Origin of the sequence: Streptomyces sp. NBC_01428 (assembly GCF_036231965.1) — a bacterium.
In the GTDB taxonomy this organism is placed as follows: Bacteria; Actinomycetota; Actinomycetes; order Streptomycetales; family Streptomycetaceae; genus Streptomyces.
Genome location: NZ_CP109499.1, coordinates 5581244 through 5596947, shown reverse-complemented (window position 1 = coordinate 5596947; position 15704 = coordinate 5581244). Strand labels below are relative to the sequence as shown.

Below are 15704 nucleotides of genomic sequence, written 5' to 3'. Positions count from 1 at the left end.
AGATGAGCGGGGGGTTATCGGCCATTCTCGGCGCCCTCGACGACTGTGACGCTACTCTCGGCGACGTCCGTCTCGCGGGTGCCCTCGACGTACGGAGTGCGGTGCCGTCGGCGCTGGCGGCTCTCCCGCTCGCGCACACGGCGTTCGCCGTCATCCCGTCCCGCTCACGAAGATCAGCGACTGACGCCCGGTCACGGATGTCGTCCGTGCGCTCCGGGCGCGGGGCAGGGGCGACGAGGCCCCCGCGAGATATCGCGCTGATCACGCCACCAGGCTATCCCCCTCCACCCGGGGGTCGTCATGAGCCGTATGTGTACAAAACCAGGGGGGGAACTTTGACAGTATGCACAGGGACGAATAGGGCGAGGACATGCAGTGCGGGCCGACTGCGCGCTACCGTCGTCCTACGCACGGTGTTCCGCGGCGGCCGGACCCCGGGGCGGCGCTCCAGAGGGCCCGCGCCCCCTTGGCACGTCCCTCCCGCGGAGGCAGGTTGACCGGGACGACCGAACGGAACACCCGAGCACGGCCGACGGGAGCGCAGCACCATGGCAGCGAAGATCCTGATTGTCACCGGCGACGCGGCGGAGTCACTGGAGGTCCTGTACCCCTACCAGCGGCTGCGCGAGGAGGGCTACGAGGTCCACATCGCGGCGCCCGAGCAGAAGAAGCTCCGGTTCGTGGTCCACGACTTCGAGCCCGGCTTCGACACCTACACGGAGAAGCCCGGTTACACCTGGCCGGCCGACCTCGCGTTCGCGGACGTCGACCCGGGGGCGTACGTCGCGCTCGTCATCCCCGGTGGACGCGCCCCGGAGTACCTGCGCAACGACCCCGAGCTCCGGAAGATCCTCAAGTCGTTCTTCGACGCGGACAAGCCGGTGGCCCAGATCTGCCACGGTCCCCTGCTGACCGCGGCCGTCGACAGCCTGCGCGGCCGCCGCGTCACGGCGTACCCCGCGCTGGAGCTCGACATGCAGGCGGCGGGCGCGACCTTCCAGGACGCGGAGGCCGTCGTCGACGGCACGCTCGTCTCCGCTCGTGCCTGGCCGGACCACTCGGCCTGGATGCGCGAGTTCCTGACCGTGCTGCGGGCGAAGGCGCCGGTCACCTGACCTGCCCGGACCTGTCCTGACGACCCCGGGTGCGGCGGCTCGCGCCCGGGCATCGCACACCGGCCGGCCCCCGGGTCGCTCCGCCCCTCCGGCGCCCCCGGCCCGTGCGGAGCACCCGCAGGACCGTCGGCCGCCCGCTCAGGCCGCGAGGCGCTGCGCCTCCTCGACGGCTTCCTCCAGGCTGTCCACGACCGGGACGCCGACCAGCTCCAGGCTGGCGCGGCTGTGCGAGCCGCCGGTGTAGAGCACCGCTCCGGCTCCCACGTGCCGGGCGGCGACCGCGTCGTCGGCGGCGTCTCCGATCACCACCACACGGGACGGGTCGACGCCGGTGAGGGCCGTGAGGTGGCGCACCATGTGCTCCGCCTTGCTGCCACCGGAGGGCCCGGTGCGGCCGTCCACCCGGACGAAGTGCGGCTCGATCCCGAAGCCCCGCACCAGCGGGACCAGTTCCTCGTGCACGTACATGCTCAGCAGCGACTGGCTGCGGCCCGCCGCTCCCCAGCCGGCGAGCAGCGAGGGCACCCCGTCGGTCAGTCCGCAGGCCACGCGGTGCTCCGCGTAGTACCGGTGGAAGGTGTCGTCCATGATCTGCCACTCGGCGTCCGTGGGCAGCCGCCCCATCAGCCGCTCGTAGAACTTCGGCACGGGCACGCAGTACATCGCCCGGTACCGCTCCAGCGTGATCGGCTCGAGCCCCAGCTCGGCGAACGCGGCGTTCGTCGCCCCGATGATCGCGTCATTGTCGTGGAACAGCGTGCCGTTCCAGTCCCAGACGATGTGCGCGTTTTCTGGCTTCCCCATACACAGAAACGTACCCGTCCCCACCGACAACGCCACACCCCGCTGTGGCTACTCGCCCTGCCCCAGGAGGCTGGGGATCTCCTGCCGGGCGAACCACAGCAGTTCGTGGTCCTCGGCCCCGTCGACGACGAACTGCGCGTCGTCGTCCCCCATGTCCGCGGCTCCGAGGGCCTGAGCGGCCGCGGTGACGTCCTTCTCGGCGTCGGGGGCGTCGACGTGGACGGCCGCGGCCTTGGACAGCGGCACCGCCTGCGCGACGCGCACCTCGCCGAGCCCGGCGGGGTCCAGCCCCCGGTCGGGATCGACGGCCGCCGCACGGTCGGGCACGTCCACGGCGACGACGACCCGGCGCCGCACCGCCCCCGGGTCCACGGCCACGAGCCGCAGCGAGGCCAGCGCGGCACGGCTGAGCGCCGCGTACTCCAGCTCCTCGATGTCGTCCGAGAGGTACCACTCGCGCAGCGCGGGGGTGACGGCGTACGCGACGAACGGTCCCGCCTCCAGCTCTCCCGTCCTGTACGCCTCGGCGAGACCGGAGAGGGTCAGGGGGACGTAGACGCGCATGGTGGCCGCTTTCGTAGTCGGGCTCCGGGGATTCGCGGTCCGCGAGCTCCGGGGAGGGCGGTTCCGCACCTCCGGGGAGGGCCTTCAGGATACGTGCGGGCGTCCCCTTTCGAGTCCCCGGTCGCCTCCTCGCGGGCGTCCACCCGGGTCCCGCGATTCACCCGGTACCCCCCTTGGCGCGCGGGGATTCCCGACCGCCCGGCAACCCTGATAGGTGAACTCGCCGAGGGCTCCGACGCGCGCCCTCCTTCCTTGCGAGGGGCCTCCCCCGCCTCGTACAAGATCCCCAACGGCAGGTTACCGACCGGTATGAACCGGTCCGGAGGAACGGGGACGGCACATGAACAAGGTGATGACCAGGACCAGGCGCCATCCCGGCGGCCGGCCGCCGGGCCGCCAGGACTCGCGCCGTCCCGGGAGCACCCCGCCGCGCACACCGGGCGCCGGAACGCCCGCCAGGCCGCCGGGCGGCAGCCCGCCGCCTGGCCCGGTCCCCTCGGCCCCGCCGTCCGCCGTACGCGCCCCCGAGGCGCCGCACGGCGGGGCCCGGCCCGCGGCGCGGCCCCGGCCCACCGACGTCTTCGCCGAGCGGCTGCTGGCCGTGCTGAGCGGCACGCGTCCGGTCCACTGCATGCTGCGGCACACCGCGGGCCGCGCCTACGACGAACTGGTCTGGCTCGCCGAGCGCGGCGCCCTGCGCGCCCGCGGCACCCGCCCGGTCATCCGGGACATCGGGTACTACGTCGCCCGCCCCGGCGCCGTGGAGGCCTTCGCCCGCATCGGTGCAGGCGACCGGCTCCGCGCCATGGCCTTCCGTCTGGAGCAGGGTCCCGACCTGCGCTGGCGCTGCACGGCGATCGAAGTGGGCGGCCCCCGCATGCCCCACGGCGACGGCTGAACGCCGGAAGGGCCGGGCACCTGGGTGCCCGGCCCTTCCGGCCTTCCGTCAGTCGCGCGCTCCGGCTGTCACCGGTTCCGCGCGACCTCGCTCACTTCTTGCGGCGACGCGCGCCGCCCTTCTGCTGCTTGCGGCGCTCCGCGCGCGTGAGGCCGTCCGCCTCGGAGCGCACGGGCTCGTCGTCGTGGGTGAAGTCGCCCTCGATGACACCGCCCTCGCCGTCGACGCTCGGCGCGGAGAAGTGCAGGCGGTCCGGCCGCTGCGGGGCGTCGAGCCCCTTGGCGCGGATCTCGGGCCGCACGGCGCCCGCGGGAACGGCGTCCTGCTTGTCCAGGGACGGAGCCGAGTCCTGGACCTCGACCTCCTCGACCTGCTGCTCGACCTGGACCTCCAGGTTGAACAGGTAGCCGACGGACTCCTCCTTGATGCCGTCCATCATGGCGCTGAACATGTCGAAGCCCTCGCGCTGGTACTCCACGAGCGGGTCCTTCTGGGCCATCGCGCGCAGGCCGATGCCCTCCTGGAGGTAGTCCATCTCGTAGAGGTGCTCGCGCCACTTGCGGTCCAGGACCGACAGGACGACCCGGCGCTCCAGCTCACGCATGATCTCGGAGCCGAGCTGCTCCTCGCGGGCCGCGTACTGGTCGTGGATGTCGTCCTTGATGGACTCGGAGATGAACTCCGCGGTCAGACCGGAGCGGTCACCGGCGGTGTCCTCCAGCTCGTCCACGGTGACCTTCACCGGGTAGAGCTGCCGGAAGGCGCCCCACAGCCGGTCGAGGTCCCACTCCTCGGCGAAGCCGTCGGCGGTCTCGGCCGCGATGTACGCGTCGATCGTGTCGTCCATGAAGTGCTGGATCTGCTCCTGCAGGTCCTCGCCCTCCAGGACGCGACGGCGCTCGCCGTAGATGACCTCGCGCTGCCGGTTGAGCACCTCGTCGTACTTCAGGACGTTCTTGCGCGTCTCGAAGTTCTGCTGCTCGACCTGCGACTGGGCCGACGCGATCGCGCGCGTGACCATCTTGTTCTCGATCGGCACGTCGTCCGGGACGTTCGCCATCGACATGACGCGCTCGACCATCTGCGCCTTGAACAGACGCATCAGGTCGTCGCCCAGGGAGAGGTAGAACCGGGACTCGCCCGGGTCGCCCTGACGGCCGGAACGACCGCGCAGCTGGTTGTCGATACGGCGCGACTCGTGGCGCTCGGTGCCGAGGACGTACAGGCCGCCGAGGTCCTTGACCTCTTCGAACTCGGCCTTGACCGCCTGCTCGGCCTTCTCCAGGGCGGCGGGGAGGGCGGCCGCCCACTCCTCGATGTGCTCCTCGGGGTCGAGACCGCGCTGCCGCAGGTCCGCCTCGGCGAGGTCGTCCGGGTTGCCGCCGAGCTTGATGTCCGTACCGCGGCCCGCCATGTTCGTGGCGACGGTGACGGCGCCCTTGCGGCCCGCCTGCGCGATGATCGGCGCCTCACGGTCGTGCTGCTTGGCGTTCAGCACCTCGTGCTGGACACCGCGCTTGGAGAGCTGCTGCGAGAGGTACTCGGACTTCTCGACCGACGTCGTACCGACGAGGATCGGCTGGCCCTTCTCGTGCTTCTCGACGATGTCGTCGACGACCGCCTCGAACTTCGCGACCTCGGTGCGGTAGATCAGGTCGGACTGGTCCATGCGGACCATCGGCCGGTTGGTCGGGATCGGCACGACGCCCAGCTTGTAGATCTGGTGGAACTCGGCGGCCTCGGTCATCGCCGTACCGGTCATGCCGGACAGGCCCGGCATTTCCTTCTCCTGCTGGTCGTGGCGCTTGTAGAGGCGGAAGAAGTTCTGCAGGGTGATCGTGGCGAGGGTCTGGTTCTCGTCCTTGATGTCCACCCCTTCCTTCGCCTCGATCGCCTGGTGCATGCCCTCGTTGTAGCGGCGGCCGGCGAGGATACGGCCGGTGTGCTCGTCGACGATCATGACTTCGCCGTCGATGACGACGTAGTCCTTGTCCTTCTTGAACAGTTCCTTGGCCTTGATGGCGTTGTTCAGGTAACCGACGAGGGGGGTGTTCACCGACTCGTAGAGGTTGTCGATGCCCAGCCAGTCCTCGACCTTGGCGACACCGGGCTCGTGGATGGCGACGGTGCGCTTCTTCTCGTCGACCTCGTAGTCCCCCGTCTCCTCGATGCCCTTGAGGGGGTTGCCGGGCTCGCCCTTCTTGAGGCGAGTGACCAGCTTGGCGAAGTCGCCGTACCACTTGGTCGCCTGGTCGGCCGGGCCGGAGATGATCAGCGGCGTCCGGGCCTCGTCGACGAGGATGGAGTCGACCTCGTCGACGATCGCGAAGTTGTGGCCGCGCTGGACGAGTTCGTCCTGGGCCCACGCCATGTTGTCGCGCAGGTAGTCGAAGCCGAACTCGTTGTTCGTGCCGTACGTGATGTCGCACGCGTACTGCTCACGGCGCTGGGCCGGGGTCATGTTGGCGAGGATGCAGCCGACCTCCAGCCCGAGGAACTTGTGGACGCGGCCCATCATTTCGGAGTCGCGCTCGGCCAGGTAGTCGTTGACCGTGATGAGGTGGACGCCCTTGCCGGAAAGGGCGTTCAGATACGCGGGCAGGGTGCCGACGAGCGTCTTGCCCTCACCGGTCTTCATCTCCGCGACATAGCCGAGGTGCAGCGCGGCGCCGCCCATCATCTGCACGTCGTAGTGACGCTGGCCAAGGACGCGCTTGGCCGCCTCACGGACGGTGGCGAACGCCTCGGGCAGCAGGTCGTCGAGGCTTTCGCCGTCGGCGTACCGCTGCTTGTACTCATCGGTGAGGGCCCTCAGCTCGGCGTCGGAGAGGTCGACGAAGTCCTCTTCGATGGAGTTGACCTGGTCCGCGATGCGGTGCAGCTTGCGCAGGATCTTGCCTTCGCCTGCACGCATGATCTTCGAGAGGACGGACACGGGGGTTTGTCTCCTTGCCGGTCGGGCCTGGGACGGTCGGTTTCAATGACAGATTCAAATCACAGCTTGAGCAACGGCCATCGTAAGCGAGGACCACACCGCGTCGGGAGGTCTGCCTGCGACAGCCACTAGGACAACGGACAGGTGCTGCCGAAGGTGCCGCGTTCCCGCAGCGAAAAGTAACGAACTGCTCACTCACCGCAAAGGAATGGCGTCCTTACGGCTCCCCGAGCAGAATCGGCCGATGGACCCCGTCACCCTGACCACCGACCGTCTCGTCCTGCGCGCCGTGGGGGTGGAGGACACCGACGCCGTCTTCGACGCCGTCCAGGACCCCGACATCCAGCGGTGGACCACCATCCCGTCCCCGTATCTGCGCGAGCACGCGACGGGCTTCACGGACCAGATGGTGCCCGAGGGCTGGGCGGACGGCTCCGCCTTCACCTTCGGGGTCTTCCTGCCCTCCGGGGAGCTGGTGGCCATGGTCGCCATCACCATGCGGTCCCTGGGGGTCGGCGAGATCGGTTTCTGGGCGACCAAGGAGCACCGGGGCAACGGCTATGTCACCGAGGCCTCCGTCGCCGTGTCCCGCTGGGTCTTCACGGACGTGTCCGTCGACCGCGTCGAATGGCGTGCCGAGGTCGGCAACAGCGGCTCCCGCGCGGTCGCGGAGAAGGCCGGCTTCACCATCGAGGGCACCCTCCGGTCCGCGATCAACAACAAGGGCGTCCGCAGGGACTGCTGGGTCGGCTCCCTGCTCCCCTCCGACCTGGGCCTGCCGTCGACGGCCCCGTACCTGCCGGCGCGCTGACGTCCGCGCGGTCCGGACGAGAACCGCCCCCGTCCGCCCACCCGCACGCGTCCCGCCGCCCGGGCCGGTCCGGCCGGTCGTACGGAGCCGCCCCGGACCACGGCGGCACGCTCACCGGAGCGGGGCCGATTGTCAGTGGCACGGCCTACCGTGAGGGCATGACGAGTCTCCCGCGTCCCCTCACCGAACTCTCCGCGGACGAAGCCCGCCGCATCGTGCTGCGGGCCCAGGGCTTTCTGGGCGCCCCGGACCGCAGGGCGGGCGTCCGCGGGGTCCTGCGGCACCTCGGCGCGGTGCAGCTCGACACCATCTCCGTCCTCGCCCGCTCGCACGAACTCGTGCCGTACGCCCGGCTCGGCGCCGTCGGCCGCAAGACCGTCGAGGAGGCGTACTGGTCGTCGTCCGGTTCCGCCGACGCGCCCCCGGCACCGCACGCCTTCGAGTACTGGTCGCACGCGGCCTGCATCCTGCCCGTCGAGGAATGGCCGCACTTCGCCTTCCGCCGCCGCGCCTACCGCGCCCGCCCGCACTGGAACCACGACCTGCCGGACGGCACGTACGACCAGGTCGTCAAGCAGCTCCGCGCCGAAGGCCCCCTGACGGCCACGGACTTGGGCGGCGCGAAGAAGACCAGCGAATGGTGGGACTGGTCGGGCACCAAGGTCGCCGTCGAGCGCGCGCTGATGTACGGCGAGGTGGTGTGCGTGGAGCGGCGCGGCTGGAAGCGGGTGTACGACCTCGCGGAGCGCGCCGTCCCGGCGTCCCTCCTCCATGACGACCTGGACGACACGGAGTGCCTGCGCCGTCTCGTCCGGCTGGCGGGCCAGGCGCTCGGCGTCGGCACCCGCGCGGACATCGCCGACTACCACCGGCTCCGCGGCGAGCAGGTCGACGCGGTGATCGCGGACTCCGGCCTCGTCCCGGTGACGGTCGAGGGCTGGGGCAGGCCCGCGGCGGTGAAGGGCGGCGCCAAGGGACTCGGCGCACGGCCTGCCGCGGACGCGTGGGCGGACCCGGTGGCGCTGGCGACGGTCCCGCGCGGCCGCCACCGCACGACGCTGCTGTCGCCCTTCGACTCCCTCATCTGGGAGCGGGCGCGCACGGAGCGCATCTTCGACTTCACGCACCGGCTGGAGGCGTACACGCCCAAGCAGAAGCGGATCCACGGCTACTTCGCCATGCCGGTCCTCGCGGGCGGCCGGCTGGTCGGGCGGGTGGACCCGGCGCGGGAGGGCAGCACCCTGGTCGCCAAACAGGTCACGGTGGACGGTGTCCGGGCGGTGCCCGCGGTGGCGCAGGCGCTGGTGGAGGCCGCGAGCTGGGTGGGCTGCACGGACGTGCGGGTCGAGCGGGTGGACGCGCCGCAGCTCCGCGACGCCCTCGACACGGAGATCGCCGGGCTGCTCGGCTGACGCCCGGCGGGGTGCTCCGCCGGCGCCCGGCGCGAAGCTCCGGGGCCGGCCTGTCCGCCCCCGGGAGGGCGTCAGCGAATTTCGAGGATCTTCTCGCGCATCGCGTACACCACGGCCTCCATCCTGGAGTGCAGCTGCAGTTTCTCCAGGATGTTGCGGACGTGGTTCTTCACGGTGTTCTCGGAGATGAACAACTGCTTGGCGATGTCGCGGTTGTTCATTCCCGTGGCCACGAGCTTGAGGACTTCCAGCTCCCGCTCGGTGAGCCGGGGCGCGGGCACCAGTCGGCGCTCGTCGGTCCGCTGGATCATCGACTTGAACTCGGTCAGGAGTTTCGACGCCATGGAAGGGCTGATCTGCGACTGCCCGTCCGCCACCGCGCGAATGGCCGTGGCCACCTCGTCCGTGGAGATCTCCTTGAGGAGATATCCGGTCGCGCCCGCCTTGATCGCGTCGTAGAGATCGGCCTCCTCGTCGCTGATCGTCAACATGATGATCTTCGCGCTGGGGGCCACCTCCTTGATGGAGGTGCACGCCTCGATACCGCCGCGCTTGGGCATCCGTACGTCCATCAGCACGATGTCGGGCAGCAGGTCGGCGGCCTTGTCGACCGCCTCCGCCCCGTCGCCCGCCTCGCCGACGACCTGGATGTCCTCCTCGGCCGCGAGCACGATCTCCAGACCGCGGCGGAAGAGGGCGTGGTCGTCCACGACGAGGACCCTGATCGGTTCCTTGCGTGGGGCGCCCACGTCCGCGCCCGGGGCGACCACGCCGTGGTCGGCGTCCCGGTCACGCATCGGTCCGAAGCTGTCCGCCATCGTTCCTCCCCCTGAAGGCCGTGGCCTGTGTTTCCGTGCCATCGCCAACCCAAGGCACCGGCCCACCGGTTGGGCCGGTGCGGCCATGATTCCATGCCGGGACGGCAATCCGGTGTCGGAGCGGGGCGCGAAGGGGTCGCACACCGATGCCCCTGGGGGCGCACACACGCTTCCAGGGGCATCGGATCGGCCGATCTGCTGCCATCGGGCGGGGTCAGCCGCCGAGCGCACCGCCCGGCGCGTCCGCTTCGCCCTGGGTGACCATCGGGTCCGTGCTGAGGTGGATGACGCCGTAGTCGTAGGCGTGCCGCCGGTAGACGACACTGGGCTCCTTCGTCTCGGAGTCGACGAAGAGGTAGAAGTCGTGCCCGACCAGCTCCATTTCGTAGAGCGCCTGGTCGAGTGTCATCGGGGCGGCCACGTGGGTCTTCTCGCGGACGACACAGGGGCCTTCACCCATGATCTCGAGGGAACCGATCTTCTTGGTCGGCACGGCGTCCTGGTCCCCTTCGTGGACGACGCTGCCGTTGCCGTTCAGGGTCGCGGCACCCGGGACGTGGTCGGCGACCTCGGCTGCCGGGATCCTGCCGTTGCCACGTCGGGTGTAGCGCTTGTCGTGCTGCTTGCGCAGCCGGGCCTCAAGCTTGTCCGCGGCCAGGTCGAGTGCTGCATACGCGTCGCTCGCCGCTGCCTCCGCCCGGATCACCGGTCCGCGGGAGTGGAGCGTGATCTCCACCCGGTCACAGCGGTCGGCCTGTCGGGGGTTGGGCTCCTTGGACACCTCGACGTCGAGGCTGATCACCTTGCCATCGAGCTTCTGGATCTTCTCCAGCTTCAGCTTCTCGGCCACGTGCTTGCGGAACCGCTCGGGCACCTCGGTCTTGCGGCCCTTGACGACGATGTCCACGCAGAACTCCGTTCCCGGATAGCCCCGCTCCACTGGCGGAGCATCTCCCTTTTGCACCAGGTCCCGGTGAGCACCGGAACCTCGGACTCGGTGACGTTCACCTCCTCCTCCCCCGAGGACAAGATCTCCACCCCACCGATGCGGGTGATTCGCAAAAACCCGCGGCAGTGCATTCGAGTGCGCGAGGCCCGGCCTGCGCCATTGCCTCACAACCGAACATATCTCGCCCGGACGGATGTCGTCACCCTCTACTGCGGCGTACCTCCGTTCAGGTGAATTGACCCGGTCATTACCTGCAACGATGCAAGTTCTCGGTCAGTTCCGGTTTATTTCGAAAGCGTCCGGTGGTGCGGCGACCACGGCCGAGCAGACCGTGTCACCGCGCGTCCCTCTGGCCTGCCCTCTACCCACGATTCGCCCGTCCACTTCCGGTAGTTCCGCTCGTTCCGGTCTCTCCCGCGCCGCGCACGCACCCCCCGCCGCACCCTCCGCCGCGGCCTGCGCCTCGCGCACTGCGCGCGCCGCCTCCGTCAACGAGGCACCCGTCGTCATCAGGTCGTCCACCAGCACCACCCGGCCTCCCCCGGCCAGCAGCCGGGCTCCGCCGCCCACCACCTCCAGCGCACCGGCCAGATTGTCCGACCGCTGCCGGGAGTTCAGCCCCGACTGGTCGGCCACCGCCCGGCGTTGCCGCAGGACACCGAGCACGCGCGCGGGTGTCCCCGTGCGCCGCAGCTCACCGGCCGCCGCGAGCGCGATCCGCCGCGCCGGATCGTGTCCACGGGCCCGGACAGCCCGCCGTGCCGACGGCACGGGCACCAGCAGGACGGCCCTGTCTCCCGGCCCCGCGCCGCGGACCCCTTCGCCATCGCCTTCCGGCCACTCCCGCTCGCACCCCGCTTGCCCTCTCCCGCGTCTCAGCCGCCCCTGCGAAGCCACGGGCCGCCCGGCCGGAGCAGGACGTCGCGCCGTCTCCAGAGCGGCCCGCACGGCCCCGGCCAGGGCCGCGCCCAGTGGTGCCGCCAGGGCCAGCGCACCGCGCTCCTTGTGAGCGAGCAGCACCGCCCTCACCTCGTCCGTATAGGGAGCGGCCGCGTGCACCGCCGGCAGCCCGGCCGGTTCCGGCACCGGTCGCACCCGGCTCGGCGCGGCCCCGCTCAGGACGGCACGGCACTCGGGACAGAGCACCGCGCGAGGCCTTCCACAGCCTCCGCACTCGGCCGGCAGCACCAGATCCGTGAGGTCCCGCCACCACCCCCGCATGGCCACCACTGTGCCAACGCCCGGCCCACTCGGCCACCCCTGTGGACAACTGCCTGTGGACAACTCCGCGGCCGGTGCGTGCAAGGCGACGGCGACGGGAGCCGGCGGGACTCGTGGCCGTTCGGCGGACAGCCCCGGAGACGTCGGCGGACCGCCACGGGAACACCGTCGGACGGCCCCCGAACGACGTTGGGCCCGCCCGGAGTACCGGACGGGCCCACGGCCGAGAACCTTCCCGGCTAGCCGGGATAGACCGGTGCCGTTCCGTCCTGGACGATCTTCTGCCACTGCTCCCCCGCCGACAGGCGCACGATCCCGTCCGTCTCGGACTGCGCCACCAACGGCAGGGTCTCGTCCTCGGACGCGGCGATCTCCTTGACGTTGGCGAGCGCGGACGGCGCGGTGGCCGGCGGGGTGGAGCCGTCGACCTGGACGTAGCGCATCTGCTGCACTCCGCCCTTCTCGCTGCCGACCACCACGAGCCGACTGTCCCCGGCCCAGGACATGGCCGTGACCTCCTCCAGCCGGGGGGCCACGACGCGCGTGTTGACGACGTCGGCGCCGGCCGGTTCGTCCCCGGCGGACCGGTCGATGCGCCCGATCTGCAGCGAGCTCTTGCCGTCCTTCTCCACGATCAGCGCGATCCGCACCCCGTCGGCGGCCACCCGTACCGCCTCGATGCGCCCGTCGACCAGCGGCGTCTGCACGACCACGGGGTCGCCCGCGCCCTTGTTCAGCAACAGAAGGCGAGGCTTCTTCGGGTCGCGGTCGGCCACCCACAGGTCGCCGCGCGCGTCCCAGCTGGGCGTCGTCAGCCGGTCGGCCGGTGTGCTGCCCTGGCTGCGCAGCACCGGTTCGCCGAGTGAACCGCCGGACACCAGCGTCCCGACGTACAGGTTCCGGCCGTCGGCGGACACCCCGGCCGCGGTGGTCTCGTCCCGTGACACCGCGGCCGCCCGCAGCTTCTTGACGCCCTCACCGAGCGCCCCGGGCACCGGTTCGGGCTTCTTGTCGCGGTCGCCGCCGTCCATCCGTACAAGCCGCTGCTCGTGGTCGATGAAGTACTGGTCCTCCGACTGCCGGCCCGTACCGTGCGAGGCGACTCCCGCGGCCTGTCCCTTCGTCTGCACGCACAGCTGCGAGCCGTCCGACCTCTGCAGCTCCACCTCGTCGACGCCGGTCGGCGTCAGGTTCGTCAGCGTGAGCAGAACCTGGGCCGCCATCCGTTCGCACACCGCGTTCCCGACGTGGTCGGCCTGGCCGTTCAGCGGCACCGTGACCCTGTTGCGGTCGTCGGTCGACAGGGAGGTGTCGGCGCTCTTCAGGTCCGTGCCCGTGGGGAAGCTCGACGTGACCTCCGGGTCCAGCCACTTCGTGGGCCCCCGCAGCAGCGCCCGCACGATCTGTGTCATCGGGTCCACCTGCGCGCGCACGTAGACGGGGTCGGCGACCGTCGCCAGCGGACGCCCGGCCCCGGAGATGCCGTTCGACGCGTAGTAGTACTTGTTGACGGAGACGTAGTTGCGCTGGAAGTCGGACGAGCCCATGACGACGCCCTGCGGCAGGGCGTCGATGCGCCATTGCTTGTTCTTCAGTTTGGTCAGGCGCACCGACTCGTTGTACGTGCCGGCCGCCGGTTCGTAGGCGTGCCGCTCGTCCACGCCGGCGATCTTGCTGCCGTTCAGCCGGAACCGGACGTCGCGCGTGCCGTCCTTCGTGTCCGTCGGCACCGTCACCGGCTCCGGCGCGTCGTCGAGCACGGTGGTGGAGTCGTACGGGTCCCACGTCTTGCGGGCGCCGTCCGTGAGGTACTTGCCGGCCGTCTCGTAGTTCGCGTCGTCGCTCGTGAGTGCCTCCAGGAAACCCCGGACGATCTCGTCCGCCGAGGCGCCGGGACGCGGCGGGATCGCGTAGACCCGCACCTGCGAGTCCTGGCGCGGCGTGGACTCCACCTGCCGCAGATCCCCGCTGTCCGGCATCGACGCGCACCCCGCCAGCAACAGTGCCCCACAGCTCGCGTACGCCATGACGCGCACCGAGCGCCGTCCGCGGACGCCGCTCCCCCCGCGGTCAGCGCCCACGGAATACCTCCCCATGTCCGAGCTCCTCCGACGTCCCGCCGTCCCGCCCCGGCTCCGGCCCGCCCTGTTTCCGGCTGCCCTGCTCCGAGCCGGTCCGTTCACGGCCGGCGGTCTCTTCCTGACGGCGCACGGACCCGGTGGGCCGGGGCACCACGCGCGAGCCGTTGCCCGGCAGCGCCGTCGGGTCGGCCGTCGCCGACCCGGCCGTGCGGGGCGCTATGGGCCCCCGCTGCTGCGTGGCCCCACCCACCGGCTGCTGTACGGGCACCGTGGCCAGCTTGGCTCCGCCGGCGTGCGGCAGGCCCGCGTCGTCGAGTCCGCGGTTGCGCCGCGAGTCCTTGGGCTCCAGCGGTATCGGCGATCCCCGCAGGGGTTCGTCGGCCGTCCGCGGCAGGGTCAGCCGGAACTGCGAACCGCCGCCCGGCTCGCCCCAGGCCTGCAGCCAGCCGCCGTGCAGCCGCGCGTCCTCCAGGGCGATCGACAGCCCGAGGCCGGTGCCGCCGGTGGTCCGCGCGCGGGCCGGGTCGGCCCGCCAGAAGCGGCTGAACACCCGGGTCGCCTCGCCGGGCTTGAGCCCGACGCCGTAGTCACGGACGGCGATCGCCACCGCTCCGCCCGCCGCCGCGAGCTTGACGACCACGTCCTTGCCCTCGCCGTGTTCGACGGCGTTGACGACGAGGTTGCGCAGCACGCGCTCGACGCGCCGGGCGTCCGCCTCCGCTATCAGCGGCTGCTGGTCGCCGACGACCCGTATGTGCGTGCCCTTGCGCTCGGCGAGCGGCTCGGCTCCGCCCACCACCCGTCGTACGACGTCCCTGAGGTCGATCGCGTCGGCCTCCAGGGCGGCCGCGCCCGCGTCGAACCGGCTGATCTCCAGCAGGTCGGCGAGCAGCGTCTCGAAGCGGTCCAGCTGGTCGGCGAGCAGTTCGGCCGACCGCGCGGTCATCGGGTCGAAGTCCTCGCGGGCGTCGTGGATGACGTCGGCCGCCATCCGGACGGTCGTCAGCGGCGTGCGCAGCTCGTGCGACACGTCGGAGACGAACCGCCGCTGCATCCGCGACAGGTCCTCCAGCTGCTGGATCTTCAGCTGGAGGTTCTGCGCCATCTTGTTGAAGGCCTCGCCGAGCCGCGCGATGTCGTCCTCGCCGGTGACCTTCATCCGTTCCTGGAGGCGTCCGGCGGAGAGCCGCTCGGCGATGCCGGCCGCCATCCGCACCGGTGTGACGACCTGGCGCACCACGAGCCAGGCGATGGCACCGAGGAGCACCACGACGAACAGTCCGGCCGTCGCCAGAGTTCCCTTGACCAGGCTCAGCGACTTCTCCTCCTGCGTCAGCGGGAAGAGGTAGTACAGCTGGTACGCGTCGCCGTTGGGGTCGGTGAGCTGTTTGCCGATGACCAGGGCGGGCTGCGACGCGCGGCCGTCCTTGTAGACGACCCGCGTGTAGCTCTGCTGGGCGGCGCTGCTGCTGTCGATCCGGGCGCGCAGGTTCTCCGGCACACTCACCGTGGAGTCGACCCGCCCGGAGCCGCGCGGGGCGAGACCCGCACCGCTGTGGCCCGAGCCCGAGGGCGTGGAGTTGAGGGTGACGACGTCGAACGCGCCCTGGCCACCGCTGGACAGGGACACGACGAGATCGGTCATCCACTGCGTGACGTTCTTCGACGAAGGGCCGGTCGCGGCCACACCGTCGTCGCCGTTCGCCGTCACCGTCGAGTCGGCGCCGCGCTTGGCCGCGGCGAAACCGCCGGTGGCCTGGCTCTGCGAGGCCTTCACCTTGGCGTCGAGCAGGCCGTTGCGGACCTGACCGATCACGACGAACCCGAGCAGCAGCACGACGCCGAGCGACATCAGCAGTGTCGTCACGACGATCTTGAGCTGGATGTTGCGCCGCCACAGCCGCATCACGGGCAGCAGCGGACGGCGCACCCAGCGCATCAGGAGCCGGAGGACCGGGCTGCCCTGGACTCCGCCCTGGAGCAGCCCGCCCTCGAACAGGCGTCCCCAGCGGAAGCCCGTCATCTTCCGGCCGACAGGCCGCCCCGTACGTTCCCCCTGCTCAGCGGGCGCCGAAGCGGCACTGTCACGGGTCATG

The 15704-nt window shown here is 71.1% G+C and carries 12 protein-coding genes; 4 read left to right on the top strand and 8 right to left on the bottom strand.

The genetic code is table 11. The annotated features are described in order from the left end of the window. Positions 1 to 548: 548 nt before the first annotated feature. Positions 549 to 1115, top strand: a complete 567-nt coding sequence (locus OG406_RS24275; RefSeq protein ID WP_081217619.1) for a DJ-1/PfpI family protein — start codon at positions 549 to 551, stop codon at positions 1113 to 1115. A 138-nt stretch (positions 1116 to 1253) separates the two neighbouring features. Here OG406_RS24275 and OG406_RS24270 read toward each other — a convergent pair whose 3' ends face one another. Further along, positions 1254 to 1919 (bottom strand): HAD family hydrolase, encoded by a 666-nt coding sequence (locus OG406_RS24270; RefSeq protein ID WP_081217620.1) that lies wholly within the window; start codon positions 1917 to 1919, stop codon positions 1254 to 1256. 48 nt (positions 1920 to 1967) lie between these two features. Beyond that, positions 1968 to 2483, bottom strand: a complete 516-nt coding sequence (locus tag OG406_RS24265; protein ID WP_164374080.1) for a DUF6912 family protein — start codon at positions 2481 to 2483, stop codon at positions 1968 to 1970. Positions 2484 to 2823: 340 nt separating this feature from the next. Between OG406_RS24265 and OG406_RS24260 the strand changes: the two genes are divergently transcribed. Further along, on the top strand, positions 2824 to 3381 hold the full coding sequence (locus OG406_RS24260; RefSeq protein WP_329187737.1) for an Rv3235 family protein: 558 nt from the start codon (positions 2824 to 2826) through the stop codon (positions 3379 to 3381). A 91-nt stretch (positions 3382 to 3472) separates the two neighbouring features. Here the strand turns inward: OG406_RS24260 and secA are convergent, their stop codons facing one another. Beyond that, on the bottom strand, positions 3473 to 6316 hold the full coding sequence (gene secA, locus OG406_RS24255) for a preprotein translocase subunit SecA (protein WP_267050988.1): 2844 nt from the start codon (positions 6314 to 6316) through the stop codon (positions 3473 to 3475). 244 nt (positions 6317 to 6560) lie between these two features. Here secA and OG406_RS24250 point away from each other — a divergent pair, with 244 nt between their 5' ends. Together OG406_RS24250 and OG406_RS24245 are read left to right on the top strand one after the other, a co-directional pair. Continuing rightward, positions 6561 to 7127 (top strand): GNAT family N-acetyltransferase, encoded by a 567-nt coding sequence (locus OG406_RS24250; protein WP_164375656.1) that lies wholly within the window; start codon positions 6561 to 6563, stop codon positions 7125 to 7127. Between the two features lie 158 nt (positions 7128 to 7285). Continuing rightward, the gene (locus OG406_RS24245; protein WP_329187736.1) at positions 7286 to 8539 is read left to right on the top strand and encodes a winged helix-turn-helix domain-containing protein; all 1254 of its coding nucleotides are present in this window, start codon (positions 7286 to 7288) and stop codon (positions 8537 to 8539) included. 71 nt (positions 8540 to 8610) lie between these two features. Here OG406_RS24245 and OG406_RS24240 read toward each other — a convergent pair whose 3' ends face one another. The 5 genes from OG406_RS24240 to mtrB all read right to left on the bottom strand — a co-directional run bounded on the left by OG406_RS24240 (position 8611) and on the right by mtrB (position 15703). Then, a complete protein-coding gene (locus OG406_RS24240; protein WP_164375658.1) occupies positions 8611 to 9357 on the bottom strand; it encodes a response regulator in 747 nt (248 codons plus the stop codon). Positions 9358 to 9571: 214 nt separating this feature from the next. After that, positions 9572 to 10264, bottom strand: a complete 693-nt coding sequence (gene hpf, locus OG406_RS24235) for a ribosome hibernation-promoting factor, HPF/YfiA family (protein ID WP_382755232.1) — start codon at positions 10262 to 10264, stop codon at positions 9572 to 9574. Positions 10265 to 10579: 315 nt separating this feature from the next. Next, a complete protein-coding gene (locus OG406_RS24230; RefSeq protein ID WP_329187733.1) occupies positions 10580 to 11527 on the bottom strand; it encodes a ComF family protein in 948 nt (315 codons plus the stop codon). A gap of 239 nt (positions 11528 to 11766) precedes the next feature. After that, a complete protein-coding gene (locus tag OG406_RS24225) occupies positions 11767 to 13623 on the bottom strand; it encodes an LpqB family beta-propeller domain-containing protein (protein WP_329187731.1) in 1857 nt (618 codons plus the stop codon). Beyond that, on the bottom strand, positions 13598 to 15703 hold the full coding sequence (gene mtrB, locus OG406_RS24220) for an MtrAB system histidine kinase MtrB (protein WP_267050991.1): 2106 nt from the start codon (positions 15701 to 15703) through the stop codon (positions 13598 to 13600). The genes OG406_RS24225 and mtrB overlap by 26 nt, the downstream gene beginning before the upstream one ends. Between the last annotated feature and the right edge of the window lies 1 nt (position 15704).

Excerpts from the sequence above, each read along its gene's own strand:
- OG406_RS24275 (WP_081217619.1), top strand. The coding sequence starts at position 549 with ATGGCAGCGAAGATCCTGATTGTCACCGGCGACGCGGCGGAGTCACTG.
- OG406_RS24270 (WP_081217620.1), bottom strand. The coding sequence starts at position 1,919 with ATGGGGAAGCCAGAAAACGCGCACATCGTCTGGGACTGGAACGGCACG.
- OG406_RS24265 (WP_164374080.1), bottom strand. The coding sequence starts at position 2,483 with ATGCGCGTCTACGTCCCCCTGACCCTCTCCGGTCTCGCCGAGGCGTAC.
- OG406_RS24260 (WP_329187737.1), top strand. The coding sequence starts at position 2,824 with ATGAACAAGGTGATGACCAGGACCAGGCGCCATCCCGGCGGCCGGCCG.
- OG406_RS24250 (WP_164375656.1), top strand. The coding sequence starts at position 6,561 with ATGGACCCCGTCACCCTGACCACCGACCGTCTCGTCCTGCGCGCCGTG.
- OG406_RS24245 (WP_329187736.1), top strand. The coding sequence starts at position 7,286 with ATGACGAGTCTCCCGCGTCCCCTCACCGAACTCTCCGCGGACGAAGCC.
- OG406_RS24240 (WP_164375658.1), bottom strand. The coding sequence starts at position 9,357 with ATGGCGGACAGCTTCGGACCGATGCGTGACCGGGACGCCGACCACGGC.
- OG406_RS24230 (WP_329187733.1), bottom strand. The coding sequence starts at position 11,527 with ATGCGGGGGTGGTGGCGGGACCTCACGGATCTGGTGCTGCCGGCCGAG.
- OG406_RS24225 (WP_329187731.1), bottom strand. The coding sequence starts at position 13,623 with ATGGGGAGGTATTCCGTGGGCGCTGACCGCGGGGGGAGCGGCGTCCGC.
- mtrB (WP_267050991.1), bottom strand. The coding sequence starts at position 15,703 with ATGACCCGTGACAGTGCCGCTTCGGCGCCCGCTGAGCAGGGGGAACGT.